The 12679-nt window shown below is 32.6% G+C and carries 14 protein-coding genes; 4 read left to right on the forward strand and 10 right to left on the reverse strand.

The window, feature by feature from the left end:
- Position 1 precedes the first annotated feature (1 nt).
- Positions 2-712 carry an ABC transporter ATP-binding protein gene (locus AC3B5D_RS04215; protein WP_489839347.1) on the reverse strand — a complete coding sequence of 237 codons (711 nt, stop codon included), beginning with the start codon at positions 710-712 and terminating at the stop codon, positions 2-4.
- Positions 713-836: 124 nt separating this feature from the next.
- Here AC3B5D_RS04215 and AC3B5D_RS04220 point away from each other — a divergent pair, with 124 nt between their 5' ends.
- Positions 837-1406, forward strand: a complete 570-nt coding sequence (locus tag AC3B5D_RS04220) for a TetR/AcrR family transcriptional regulator (RefSeq protein WP_489839346.1) — start codon at positions 837-839, stop codon at positions 1404-1406.
- Positions 1407-1623: 217 nt separating this feature from the next.
- On the opposite strand, the gene AC3B5D_RS04225 is transcribed toward AC3B5D_RS04220, so the two are convergent.
- From AC3B5D_RS04225 to AC3B5D_RS04245, 5 genes are all read right to left on the reverse strand, one after another.
- Entirely contained in the window at positions 1624-1908 is a 285-nt protein-coding gene (locus AC3B5D_RS04225) for a MarR family winged helix-turn-helix transcriptional regulator (protein WP_489840583.1), read from the reverse strand.
- Positions 1909-2052: 144 nt separating this feature from the next.
- Entirely contained in the window at positions 2053-2565 is a 513-nt protein-coding gene (locus tag AC3B5D_RS04230) for a PadR family transcriptional regulator (RefSeq protein ID WP_489839345.1), read from the reverse strand.
- A 305-nt stretch (positions 2566-2870) separates the two neighbouring features.
- Positions 2871-4271, reverse strand: coding sequence for an MFS transporter (locus AC3B5D_RS04235; protein WP_489839344.1), 1401 nt, complete (start codon positions 4269-4271; stop codon positions 2871-2873).
- Between the two features lie 364 nt (positions 4272-4635).
- Positions 4636-5229, reverse strand: a complete 594-nt coding sequence (locus tag AC3B5D_RS04240; RefSeq protein WP_489839343.1) for a DJ-1/PfpI family protein — start codon at positions 5227-5229, stop codon at positions 4636-4638.
- Between the two features lie 66 nt (positions 5230-5295).
- A complete protein-coding gene (locus AC3B5D_RS04245; protein ID WP_489839342.1) occupies positions 5296-6570 on the reverse strand; it encodes an MFS transporter in 1275 nt (424 codons plus the stop codon).
- A 104-nt stretch (positions 6571-6674) separates the two neighbouring features.
- On the opposite strand from AC3B5D_RS04245, the gene AC3B5D_RS04250 reads away from it, so the two are divergent.
- Both AC3B5D_RS04250 and AC3B5D_RS04255 read left to right on the forward strand, forming a co-directional pair.
- Complete coding sequence (locus AC3B5D_RS04250) at positions 6675-7577, forward strand: helix-turn-helix domain-containing protein (protein ID WP_489839341.1); 903 nt, start codon at positions 6675-6677, stop codon at positions 7575-7577.
- 32 nt (positions 7578-7609) lie between these two features.
- Complete coding sequence (locus AC3B5D_RS04255; RefSeq protein WP_489839340.1) at positions 7610-7894, forward strand: hypothetical protein; 285 nt, start codon at positions 7610-7612, stop codon at positions 7892-7894.
- Between the two features lie 60 nt (positions 7895-7954).
- Here AC3B5D_RS04255 and AC3B5D_RS04260 read toward each other — a convergent pair whose 3' ends face one another.
- On the reverse strand, positions 7955-8224 hold the full coding sequence (locus tag AC3B5D_RS04260) for a hypothetical protein (protein WP_489839339.1): 270 nt from the start codon (positions 8222-8224) through the stop codon (positions 7955-7957).
- 430 nt (positions 8225-8654) lie between these two features.
- Between AC3B5D_RS04260 and AC3B5D_RS04265 the strand changes: the two genes are divergently transcribed.
- On the forward strand, positions 8655-9149 hold the full coding sequence (locus tag AC3B5D_RS04265; protein ID WP_489839338.1) for a GNAT family N-acetyltransferase: 495 nt from the start codon (positions 8655-8657) through the stop codon (positions 9147-9149).
- Between the two features lie 377 nt (positions 9150-9526).
- Here the strand turns inward: AC3B5D_RS04265 and AC3B5D_RS04270 are convergent, their stop codons facing one another.
- The 3 genes from AC3B5D_RS04270 to AC3B5D_RS04280 are packed head-to-tail and all read right to left on the reverse strand — an operon-like array spanning position 9527 to position 12678.
- A complete protein-coding gene (locus tag AC3B5D_RS04270; protein WP_489839337.1) occupies positions 9527-10255 on the reverse strand; it encodes an L-ribulose-5-phosphate 4-epimerase in 729 nt (242 codons plus the stop codon).
- Positions 10248-11150: an L-ribulose-5-phosphate 3-epimerase gene (locus tag AC3B5D_RS04275; RefSeq protein ID WP_489839336.1), complete on the reverse strand. Its 903-nt coding sequence runs from the start codon at positions 11148-11150 to the stop codon at positions 10248-10250. The genes AC3B5D_RS04270 and AC3B5D_RS04275 overlap by 8 nt, the downstream gene beginning before the upstream one ends.
- Before the next feature lies 1 nt (position 11151).
- Positions 11152-12678, reverse strand: coding sequence for an FGGY-family carbohydrate kinase (locus AC3B5D_RS04280; protein WP_489839335.1), 1527 nt, complete (start codon positions 12676-12678; stop codon positions 11152-11154).
- Position 12679 lies beyond the last annotated feature (1 nt).

A 12679-nucleotide genomic window follows, 5' to 3' on the forward strand; every position in this document is an offset into this window, starting at 1 on the left:
CTTACCACTCCAAATCTTCGACAGAAATTTTGTGATCATTATATGTATCACTTTTGATCTTGCCATCCATCATTTCAATGACATGATCAGCCATAGGTTTAATTAAACTGTTATGAGTGACGATAATAACATTTTTCCCTGTTTGACTGATATAATCTTGAAATATTTTTAATATTTTTTTACCGGTACTATAATCCAGTGCACCAGTTGGTTCATCAGCTAAAAGCAAGGATGGGTTTTTTGCTATTGCTCTGGCAACTGCAACTCTTTGTTGCTCACCACCACTCATTTGAGGTGGAAAGTTATCCATTCTTTTCCCTAAACCAACTGACGCCATTACCTTTTTCGCATCAATCGGATTTTTGACAATTTCATTAGCTAATTCCACATTTTCTAAAGCCGTTAGATTAGGTATCAAGTTATAAAATTGAAACACAAACCCAATTTCTTGTCGGCGATAGGTTGTTCTTTGTTTTTCCGAATATTTGGAAATATCATTTCCATTTATCCAGACTTCACCTTCTGAAACACTATCCATACCACCCAAAGTGTTAAGAAGCGTCGATTTACCTGCACCTGACGAACCTACTATAATGGTTAATTCACCTCGTTTAATATTAAAATTTAAATTATCATTCGCTCGAACTTCGTTATCTTGATGAGCATTATAAATTTTGGAAACATTTGATAGTCGTATAAACTCTTTTACCATTTGCATTTGTTCTCCTCATTGTATAAAATCAAAGCCAACAACCTGTTGTCTTTAATTTTAAAAAAATGCTGCCATAAAACAACCAACAATTTAACAAATTATGTTGGTTTCAGGAGAAATAGAAATGGATCATATTAAAAGTAAACGATCTAAAGATAGTATAAGAATGGCCTTTCTGGAACTTTTAAATCAAAAATCAATTGAAAAAATTACAGTTAGTGATTTAACAAGAGCAGCAAAAATAAATCGGAGTACTTTCTATAGCCACTATGTCGATAAATTTAATTTAATAGATGATTTAGAGAGTTACTTCATAACTCAAATAAGTCAAACTTTAGATAAACAATTTAAAAATAATTCTGTTCAGGATGCCATTATTTTGTCTATTCAAGAACTCGTTTTTTTTGCCATAGAACCCAACCACTTTAGTTTTCTAAAACTCATACTTTCTCAAAATGGTGATCCAAAATTTGCAACTAAAATTTCCAATGTTATTTGTCAACAAATCACACAAATTTATGGTGAAAATAATAACGTATCAAATTATGTTTGTCACTTTGTTTCTCGTGGATTATTGGAACTTATTATTGTTTGGCTTAATGATGATGAACGGCCTGAGCCGCAAGAATTTATAGAGTTGGTTAAAAAGTCACAGTTATTTTCCCCAATGCAACTAGTTCTACATCAAAATTGATATTCATACCATTCTTTGATAAAAGATTAGTTGTTCACTATATTGAGTAATTCATATTTAACCAAAAGCATTAGACAATTTCACGATTTTCACGCTATCCGTAATTAAGCCATAAATACTCGCTTCTGAGAAAAGGTCGGTTCCTATTTTTAACCCATATACAATAATAAATAAACTGGCAACAATCTTGTTTAAATAAAAGATTGTTGCCAGCTTTTCAATCACTCTGTGTCATTAATATTTCCGTTAAAAGCCTTAAATTCACTGAAATAGCTTCTATTTTATTTTTAGGTACGTTACAAAATGCTCTATCTAAAAATTGAAGTCTACTCTTTTTAATCTTATCTAGCAGGTCAATGCCATCATCACTTAACTTAACGACACGACTCCGACTATCTAAGGGACTAACAGTAGACACAATCAACCTACTCGCCTTTAATCGTTGTAGCTGTCGGCTTGTTGTAGAGTGCGGTTGTCCAGTGAAAATACTTAATTCTCGCACTGTAATTGGTTGCAACTTTGAAATATCGATAATTATTGGAAACAACTCAAAGTCCAAATTAATATCAGTTTTTTATATTCATAATTTCTAATAGAGACTTCAATGTCATTAAAATAAATCTTTAAGTCGAAGTTTATGAATTTATTATTCAGACAATTTTTTTTCAATCATTGTAATTGCTGTTCTATAATATGCCATACCATAATCAACTGTGAATTTTTGGTCTTCAGACATACCATTTTTAAGCCATTGATTTAGATTATTCTCTAATGTAGCCAATTTTTCTTTTTTTCGAATTAATTCTTCTTCTAAAAGCGTTCGCTTTCTATCCTCCGTCAATGAATTACTAAAATAAAGTTTGAGCAAAAAGTCTGATTTAAAAATTTCCGGTTCAGTCTTCTCGTTGACGATTGTTTGAAATGCCTCGTTTCCAGCATTAGTAATATGAAAAATATTTTTATTAGGTTTTTCATCCTGAGTAATCTTTTCTTTCGTTACTAATCCTTCCTTCTCTAGTTTTTTTAAAGTTGGATAGATCATACCGTACCCACCGTCATAAAAATGATTTAATTGATTACGAACAATATCATTTATTTGATAGCCCGATAAACCGCCACGAGTTGATAACAACCCTAAGATAACTTCTCTACCTTTCACGACTGACTCCTTTACAATGTTATAAATTCTAGAGACTGTCTGACCAAATACTTTTAGGATAACATGGACGACTTTGTCATTATCATGTTTATATTAATTAAGTTAATATAAACATTGATTATTATAAATTACTAATTCTGTAGTATCAACTGCCATTATTGTTTTTATTTTCCCAAAAGCCTAACATAAATGCAATGACAACGATAAGGATAGGTACTGAAATGCTATAAATTTTTTTAAACGCATTGATGATATTTACTGTGGCTTGAACCTTGATTTTCTTTAATGTTTGATTTACTTCTTTGTCAATATTTTTGACACCTGTATGTGTTTTTGGCAACTGCACATTTTGCTGGCTTTTTATGCCATCTTTTGATTTTTATGATAGCTGTCTTGACTTGAGCTGGAACAGGCAACTTTTTAACGGTTTGATTGACGTACCTAGATGATTTTTGCTGAGCCCCAGATATATTTGTATATAGACCCGTAACAAATATTGCTACTGCTAACACAGTCCCGACTTGTCGTAGTACACCACTGACACTTTGAGATGCAGATAACAATTCTCCCGTAAAATTTGATGCTGCAATAACTGTTATGGGGCCTGTAATCAACCCATAACCTGCTCCTACAAAACAGCCATACAGCGAGGCATATATTTGTGAATCAAGTCCATTATTTGCGTAGCCGATATAACCAATAGTCATAAGAACAAACCCAAATGATATTAAAATTCTTGGTCCAAGTATTTTCAAGGCAAATCCAGCAATTGGGGACATAATAAAAATAAATATTGTAATCGGAAAAATCATTAATGATGCACCTAAAGCATTTAAATGTTCAACATCTGTATAATAGGTTGGCAATATGACAGTGACAGCTACTAAAAATAAATTACTGAGCACAATCACTATCGTTGCACCATTAAAATTCTTATTCTTAAATAATGCCAGTGGTATCATAGGTTTTTTTGATTTTAACTCGATGACTACAAATGCTGCAAAAAAAATGATTGTCATTATGATCAACGTCATTAAACGCCAAGAATACCATCCCCATAATCGACCCTGTGTTAAAGCTGTCGTAAGACTTAATAGAAATAAAACACTAAATAATGCCCCTAAAACATCAAAGTTTGTCACATTTTGTCCAGCAATCTTTAAATCTAATACGAGTAGTCCAATTATTATTGTTAATAATACAATGGGAAAATTAATGAAGAAAATCCAACGCCAGCTTAAGTACTGAGTAATAATGCCACCAATGACAGGTCCGAGCGATGCTGCTAATCCCTGAGTAACTCCTAGTAACGCAATGATGCCAGTACGCTTATTAGTGTTTACTAAATTAATACCAAGAGTCATTGAAAGCGGAAAAATTAAGGCAGCACCAATACTTTGAACGCCTCTTCCTATCACAAGAACGTTTAATCCGATCGATAGCCCCGAAATCATTGAACCAATACCGAATATTATGAAGCCTAACATCATTAAACGATTCATCCCGTATCGTTCAGCAATTCGGGTTAATGGGATTGTGAGTGACGCAAATAAAATCGTATAAATATTAAGTGCCCATGATAAATTGTTCAATGGTGTATGCAATGAATCACTAATTTGTGGTAATGCCACATTCATAACAGTTGTGTCAAGCATGCATATAAATATGCCTAATACGAATATCGTTATTTTTAGCATCTTTTTCATTATCTAAGAATCTCCAGTCACTGATATTGATAAAATCAATATTAACATCATTAATATACTTGTCAACATTTGATTTTAAAAAAAGCTAGCCTGAAGTATCTTCTTTTCAACGAAATATTATTTATAATAGACTGCCTTGTAAGAATTTAAAATATTGCCACAAAAATGATCCATTTTGAATTATCTTCGTTATATTCACCAATAATAACTACTATTTATAAACAAAAAAGCCGTAAATTCGATGTCATTAACATCAAATTTACGGGCAATTTTCATCAACGCCATTAAAACGCTTCACGATTTTCACATTACTTGTCGTTAGGATAACTTGCTTAGCTAGTGATTTACTTAAACTTCACAACAATTATTTTACAGCAAAAGGATCTTTATCTGACTCATCATTCCAAACGTATTCCATATCTTTTGCAACCTTTTCTGCAATCTTCCGCCCATGCTTATCAGAAATAAACCCTAAAGCCATGTCTATTCCAGCAGAAATACCAGATGACGTATAGTACTTGTCATCTACGACCCAGCGCGCTTTTTTTTGCCAAAAAACTTGTGGAGCAGTACTAACTACCCATTCCATCGCTTTTTTATTACTGGTGGCTTTCTTTTTATCTAAAAGACCGGTTTGTGCAAGTAAAGCAGAGCCAGTGCAGATTGTTAAGACATTTTCAGCTTGTAAACAAAGTTTATTTAAAATAGCAATCCAATTTTGATTACTGACTAAAGTTCTCGTTCCCTGACCACCAGGTACAATCAAGATGCCTGTTTCTTTTATTTCTGACACAGATTTTGTCATAATTTCTGCTGAATGGTCGCTTGTGATTAAGCCACCTTCAATTGAATAATAATTCAACTGATAATCTGCTTTTAACTGACCAAATACTTCCACAGGTCCAAACAAATCAAGTGTTTCAAAACGATCAAATAATAAAAAATTAACATTCTTCATGAAATTCGCTCCTCATATTTTTCAGCAATTATAACATTTTTACATCCGTAGCAACTCTCGAAAATTTCAGACCTCTTCACGAAATTTAAAGTCCGAATTAATCGCTTTTAAGAGATAAGGCATACCGACAATCATGATTGACAACCAAATAATGCCTGCAATGAAATAAATGATTGCCCCATTAGTCGTCTGTTGAAAAATAAATGTAAATACTAACGTCCCGACAGGCATAATGATTGTACAAGCTGTTGTCATAATTGTCGTTACGCGTCCTAAAATTTTCGTTGGTGTAGTTTTTTGAATGTTTACTTGCGTTGTTATATTTAACATCGCAACACCAAAACCACCGAAAAACATGACCATTGACCCAACTATACTAATCAAGTGACTATTTTTAGTAATGATTAACAAGATTCCTAGCAATATAAAATAAAAACTACAAATAAATAAAGGCGCAATAATTTTAAACTTTTCACCTTTATGATTAGGCCAAAAGTTTAATAATAACGCTGCAACAATACCGCCAATTGCATTAAAAGTATCCAAAATACCAATCAAAGCATTACCTAGATTTAATTGGACATTAATAATATACGGTAAACCAATATTGATAGCAGCAAAAATAAAATTTAGAAATACAGCAACCAAAATCAATGTTTTGATCAATGGACGTTTAAACACGTAAATTAGGCCCATCTGAAAATTTTTCAATGAAGATTTTTCTTCAACGACATCATTCATATTAGACGGTTCATTATAATAAAACTGCATCGTTGTCACAATCGCTACTGATACTAATAAGGCACCGATTGCTATCCAAATAAAGATACGAAATCCAAAAGCAGCATATACCGCAACTCCCAACATCGGTGCGAAAATATTTGATATAGAACTAGCACCACTTGTTAATGAACTTAATTGCTGTATTTTTTGATCATTCACCAATTCATGAACTGATGCAGCATACGCAGTACTTGCAAAAACAGTTGCAATGGTATTTACAGCAACAAAAATGATAATTGGAATGAATTTAAAAATATCTGTAAAATAGTCAATTGTCAATACTAAAGCCAGTAGTAGTAATATACGAATTAACATACTTGTAATAATGATTTGCTTGTGTGGTAATCGATCAGTTAAATTACCTATTGGAACCATAAATAAAAAACTAATCACCGGACTAATCGCTAATTCGACGCCAAAACTTAATGCTGAATGCGTTTGATTTAAAAGCATCAGTCCCAGACCATACGTAAACATATTACTGCTTAATGAACTAATCAAGTTAGTTAATACGTCTTTAAAGATTTGTTTATTTGAAGCCTGCATACTAATTATCATAACTTTTTCTCCTTTATTAATTGGTAATTTCACTTTATCAATAAATTAAGAGATAATATTATTAACTAGGTTGCAAATATGCAACATGATAACAGGAGAAAAATATGAATAAACTAGGTCCTGCGATTAAAAAAATACGTATTATCAAAGGCTTGTCACAAAAACAGGTATATACAAATATTATTTCGCGATCGTTCGCTAATCGATTTGAAAGTGGCGCTAATGATATTCAAGCCGAAAAGTTTTTAATGATTCTTGATAATTTAGGTATTTCGCCTTCTGAGTTTCAATATATTAACAACGGTTATGAATTACCGATTTCTGAGCAACTAATAACTAAAATAAACTACTTATATGAAACACATGCTTTTAAAACATTATCAAACTGGGTTAAACAGCATAAAAATTCACATAATATTCGAATACAGATTGTTAGTGGTTATGCCGAAGTATTATTAGCCGCTTATAGCTATCATCATTTTCCATTGTCAAAAAATATGCAGATGTTAATGCTGCATTTATTGCATGAAAAAAGTTGGACGCTCCAAGAAATTAAAATGGTTAAAATCTTGATTCCCATCATCGCAACTCATAAACAATTTCATATTGATATTGAAACAATCACAGCTCGTATTGAAGAAAATTATAAACATTATTTAACAAAATATGCCGACCCTTTTCAAATTTCTGATGAATTAATTAATTACTATGGGGTCGTCTTACAAAATTATTTAAATACTAAACATTATCAAGCAGCATATAATTTACGCCATAAGTTTGCTGCCGATAAACTTTTCTTAGATTGGAACGGGCAAATTTCTAAACAACTATGGTTAGCTGTATGGGAGTTATACTTTGGTAATTATAAAACTGGGAAAGAAACGCTGATTAAAATAATCGATTTTAAATCAATGTTTCAAACGAGTTTTTCATTAAACATTGATGCAATATTTAAAATCCGTGTGGCTGATGCAAAAGCTTATCGATTGACCAAACGGATTGAATAACGGTATTATCACTTGCACAGGGGGAAAAATGTATGAATTATCAAGATTACGTTAATATGGCGCTAACAGACAATGACGAAATCAAACTTATTCTCAAAGGAGAAATTTTAAGTGAACATAATAAAAAAATGGGTGTTGTTTCAGTCGTGTTCATTAGTAAAAATCCGCAAAAAGCCAAAATAAAATTGGACGAACTTAACAAAAATAAAAATAGTGATGATTATTATATGTTATACAGTTGTCCAACAGATGTAGACCTAACTAAATTATCTCATTACCCTTCTATTGAAATTAACCAAGAGGATTTTATGCCATAATTTATTTCACTAGTAAAATTTGAACTATCGTTTACATCCGTCGTGTTCATTAAGCATTATTTATCTGCCAAAGAATGGGGCAATGTTGAAAATTCCAGCTATCCATTGACTTCGTTGCAACTTTTTTAGCAATAGTCGTCCAGTTTCTGATAAGATACCATCAATAGATAACCGTCGTAACGCCTTAATCAAGTCCAACACTTCTTTGTCCTGATTTTTATTATTAATTCTATTGATCGTATCATTTATGACTTTTTTCTCATCATTATTTGTATTTGGATGTTTCTCTAAAAAATTTAATAAAAAAATTTTTTTGTCATTTTTAAACATATTATCTACCTCAATTATTGTGAATAGTCTATCAATAATCTGTGTCCAATCATTAAAGGCAACATCAGTTATATGTTACATTGATCAGATTGATTGAAGCATCTTCCATGATTTTATATCTTTACTATACAAAGAAAGCATATGGTTCAGCAGTATATTTATATTACCACTTTCCTAGATTTCTTATGACAATATCACTTATAACTGATACACGATCTGGCAATATCAGTTACTAATAGATTATTATTTATTAATATTAAGTAGCTAATATCGAAATATGCAGTTTTTTGTCAACGAAATAAATCGTGCTACAATTTACCTATCAGTAATTAACATATTTTGCCTACAATTTTTAATCTTGTGCATCCACCTATTCTCTAACTTTTAATGTGTACATTTTTTAGTGATCATTCATGGGAGGTTCTGTATCATGAAGCCAATATTTTCCATTGCAACGGAAAAAGATTTACCCGAAATTGTTCGTATCTATAATCAAGCGATTCCAACCCGACAATCAACCGCTGACTTAAGTCCCGTTACTGTGTCAGACCGCAAAACTTGGTTTTTATCACATAACAAAAAGCACCGTCCTCTCTGGATTATTCAGTTAGAAAACACGACTGTTGGTTGGATAAGTTTGTCTGATTTTTATGGACGAATTGCCTATCATAAAACAGCTGAAGTAAGCATTTATATCAATCAAAATTATATTGGTAATCACTTCGGTTCTCAGGCACTGACATTTGTGGAAAATAATGTTAAAAGCCTTGGCATTGAGACAATATTAGCGTTTATTTTTAGTCACAATATTGCCAGTCAACATCTATTTAAAAAATTTAATTATCAGACTTGGGCACATTTACCTGAAGTAGCCGAAATGGATGGTATTAAACGTGACTTAGATATTTTAGGGAAAAAATATTAGTAAGTTCTTCTAGTAAGGAATGACACTACGAAACAAATATAAATGAATTAACAAATTTTTACCATATGAATGCTAATCTAGTTCAAGCAGAAACAAGTTTAAAAAAAATCTGCTGTCTAGATAACTAACTCTAACGTCAGTTACTAGCGTTTTTTATTTCAAATAATTATTAACTAAAAACCACTAAATTTCGAAAAATTTAGTGGTTTTTAGGTACAATTATTCATTTAAATATTTTCTATTGGTAACACAATTTGATATTTTAAAAAAATCATATATTTGTATTTAAGATCAATCCATAAAAAGTGAGTGCGACAAAAGATGTTTAAGGCGTATCATGCAAAATAGTTTCTTACTATCTTTGGCGTACATGCCTATTAAACGTGATCAGCATGATTTTTTGATTGCGCGTTATCTTGTCCGTAATAAGCATTTGCACCATGCTTACGATAATAATGCTTATCTAACAAGTATTGTGGTAAATCAGAATTATTATGCGTTAATGACATTGTATGATAATCTTCTTCAGCAACTACTTCAAGAACTTTCGCATTATAGACTGCTTTGTCCGGTGTTGGTCCCCACGCAAAAGGACCGTGTTGACTAACTAAAGCTGCTGGTACCGCTTCATAATCAATGTGTCGTTCATTAAATGTTTTTACAATTGTTTTACCAGTATTACCTTCATAATCTTCTTCGATCTCGCTTTGGTTAAGCGCATCTGCCGCCGGAATATCACCATAAAAGGTATCTGCATGTGTCGTATTCATTGCCGGAACATCCATTTTTGCAGCAGCAAAAGAAACAGCCCATGGTGAATGCGTATGCACAATCCCACCAACGTTTGGAAAATGATTATACAGATACGTATGTGTTGGCGTATCACTTGATGGATTCATATTACCCTCAACAACTTTACCATTTAAATCGATAACAACCATTTGTTCAGGTTTTAATTCATCATATGAAACACCAGATGGTTTAATAACAAATAATCCTTTTTCCCGATCAATACCAGATACATTTCCCCAAGTAAAAGAAACCAAGCCTAACGCTGGCAGTTTCATATTAGCCTCATAAACTTCTTGTTTTAAATTTTCAAGCATTCGTTTTTACTCCTTCAAAATAATCTATCGGCTCTTGCATAATACCCACTTTTTCGAAAATATCAGCAAAGAACTTCTTAGCATGTTTCAATTCGGCGATCGCATTGTTATTAGCACCTGTCCACATCTCAATGGTGTAACTTCCTGAATAATTTAGTCTGTTTAACATCCGTAAACATCCTTCAAAATCAACACAACCTGTACCAAATGGAACTTCTTTAAATTTTCCTTTGGATGTGGATGTGACTGGTAAAGTATCCTTAAGATGAATAGCTGCAATATTTTGCACATAATCCTCAATATCGTAAGAAATATCATTCTCTGGCCAGGCAGAAATATTTCCTAAATCGGGATAAGCTTGTAACCAAGGACTTTTGATTAATTTTTTATAATGTGAAATTTTGCTAATCGAATTAATGAATGGATCATCCATTGTTTCTATTGAAAGCATCACCATTTTTTTGGCGGCCATACGCACACATTTTTCTAAATTTTCAACAAATAATTCTCGTGACTCAACCGTTTTCTTCTCATAATACACATCATAACCGGCCACTTGAATATTCCTAATGCCTAAGTCAACGGCCAAATCAATTGCTTTTTCCATAATGGTTAACGATTCTTGACGAATTTTTTCATCGGCAGAACCCAATGGATAGAGTCGTTGTCCTGAAAGCATTAAGGTATTAATACGACTATGCGTCTTCCACATAATATCTCTAAAATCCGTTCTTTGAGCGCGTGTCCAATCCAAACGAGCTAATCTGTCGTCACTTTCATCAATAGAAAATTCTAAAAAATTAAATCCTAATTCGTGTACTAAATTAAATTTTTCTTCCCACGTTAAATCCTGTGGCAAGGCTTTTTCATAAATTCCCAATGCATTTACTGTCATGTTATTTACCTTCTTGAAATGACTTTAAGAGTTCCCAATTACCATCTAAAGCATTCATCAATGAAACAAATGCCGCATATTTTTTGTCATAAACAGACGTTTGATCAGCTTGGGGCTCATACCTTCTCTTAACATGGCACATCTTAACAACAGCTTCCTCAAGGGTCGCATATTCACCTGAACCTACTGCTGCTGCCATGGCGCCACCCAAACCACCAAGTTCATTAGCTTCAACTAATTCAATCGGCAAATTTAAAACATCTGCAAACATTTGTACCCAACTTGTTGAATTTGTACCACCACCAGACATTCGAATAACCTCTGGTTTCTTTCCTAAAACAGTCAATAACTTTTGTACATGATACTTATGAGCAAAAGTTATTCCTTCATACACAGCTCGAATTAACTCCGATTTTGTTGTGGTACTTTGGAGACCAATAAATGAAGCAGTTGCCTTCGCATCAGAATTGCTACCATATAGATAAGGAAAGAAAATAACTTTAGAAAAGTTCGCATCGGTGTTTTCTAAAAACACCTCTAAAGTATCATAAATTGAATTACCACTTGCCTTTGCATCACGTATTTCCGATGTCATCAACATATTAATGATAATCGACAAATTTCCAGCTGAAGTTGGACTTGAGGCCTCAATCAAATGCTTACCCGTTGGAAAAATAGAGTTCATTAAGCCACTTTCAAGTGGGGCTAATTTACTGTCAGCAAATGTATTCATATTCCATGTACCTGCAATTAAACTTAGTTTGTCATTATTTAAGACACCTGTCGCAATTGCACATGCATCAATATCAAACATCCCACCAAATACTGGCGTACCAACTCGTAACCCTGTCATCATCGCAATTTCATTCGTGATGACACCACATTGATCAGTCGCATTTACCAAATCTGGCATCTTATCGAACATTTCAGAAATTTCAAAAAAATCAAATAGTCTCTGATCATATTGTCTTGAATTTAAATTAATAAAGTTATTTCCAGATGCATCCCCAATTTCTTGCTTAATTTCACCAGTTAATAAAAACCGTACAAAATCTTTATTGGATAAAACTTTCCCAATTTGATTGTAACGTTCAGGTTCATACTCTTTTAACCATCGCAAAATAACCGGTGCCTGACTTGACATCACATGTTGGTGACTAATGTCAAAAATTTCTGTCACTTTATTTTCAAAATTTGCTGCATAATCTGCTGCACGACTATCAGCAGATAAAATACCATTCATAAAAATTTGATTATTCTTATCTAGAACATACAATCCTTTACCATGACCCACCGTTGTAACGCCAACAATATCATTACCACAGAGGCTAGCCTTAGTTAATGCATCCTTTACAGCAATTACTAATTTATCTTTTAGATCTAGTAAATTAATTTCATGGAATCCTGCTTTTCGTTCAAGTCCTTTTGTCGGAAAGGCTGAAACTGAAGTTTGACAACCTTTATCGTCAAAAATAGTCACCTTTGTATTTGTGCCACCATTATCAATTGTTAAATAATAGTTTGTCATA

It is taken from the genome of Weissella sp. ESL1177 (assembly GCF_058107185.1).

What these genes read in the sequence shown, in the direction of transcription:
- AC3B5D_RS04280 (WP_489839335.1), bottom strand. Translation starts at nt 12,678, where the DNA reads ATGACAAACTATTATTTAACAATTGATAATGGTGGCACAAATACAAAG.
- AC3B5D_RS04270 (WP_489839337.1), bottom strand. Translation starts at nt 10,255, where the DNA reads ATGCTTGAAAATTTAAAACAAGAAGTTTATGAGGCTAATATGAAACTG.
- AC3B5D_RS04215 (WP_489839347.1), bottom strand. Translation starts at nt 712, where the DNA reads ATGGTAAAAGAGTTTATACGACTATCAAATGTTTCCAAAATTTATAAT.
- AC3B5D_RS04275 (WP_489839336.1), bottom strand. Translation starts at nt 11,150, where the DNA reads ATGACAGTAAATGCATTGGGAATTTATGAAAAAGCCTTGCCACAGGAT.
- AC3B5D_RS04245 (WP_489839342.1), bottom strand. Translation starts at nt 6,570, where the DNA reads ATGATAATTAGTATGCAGGCTTCAAATAAACAAATCTTTAAAGACGTA.
- AC3B5D_RS04250 (WP_489839341.1), top strand. Translation starts at nt 6,675, where the DNA reads ATGAATAAACTAGGTCCTGCGATTAAAAAAATACGTATTATCAAAGGC.
- AC3B5D_RS04260 (WP_489839339.1), bottom strand. Translation starts at nt 8,224, where the DNA reads ATGTTTAAAAATGACAAAAAAATTTTTTTATTAAATTTTTTAGAGAAA.
- AC3B5D_RS04240 (WP_489839343.1), bottom strand. Translation starts at nt 5,229, where the DNA reads ATGAAGAATGTTAATTTTTTATTATTTGATCGTTTTGAAACACTTGAT.
- AC3B5D_RS04255 (WP_489839340.1), top strand. Translation starts at nt 7,610, where the DNA reads ATGAATTATCAAGATTACGTTAATATGGCGCTAACAGACAATGACGAA.
- AC3B5D_RS04220 (WP_489839346.1), top strand. Translation starts at nt 837, where the DNA reads ATGGATCATATTAAAAGTAAACGATCTAAAGATAGTATAAGAATGGCC.
- AC3B5D_RS04235 (WP_489839344.1), bottom strand. Translation starts at nt 4,271, where the DNA reads ATGAAAAAGATGCTAAAAATAACGATATTCGTATTAGGCATATTTATA.
- AC3B5D_RS04265 (WP_489839338.1), top strand. Translation starts at nt 8,655, where the DNA reads ATGAAGCCAATATTTTCCATTGCAACGGAAAAAGATTTACCCGAAATT.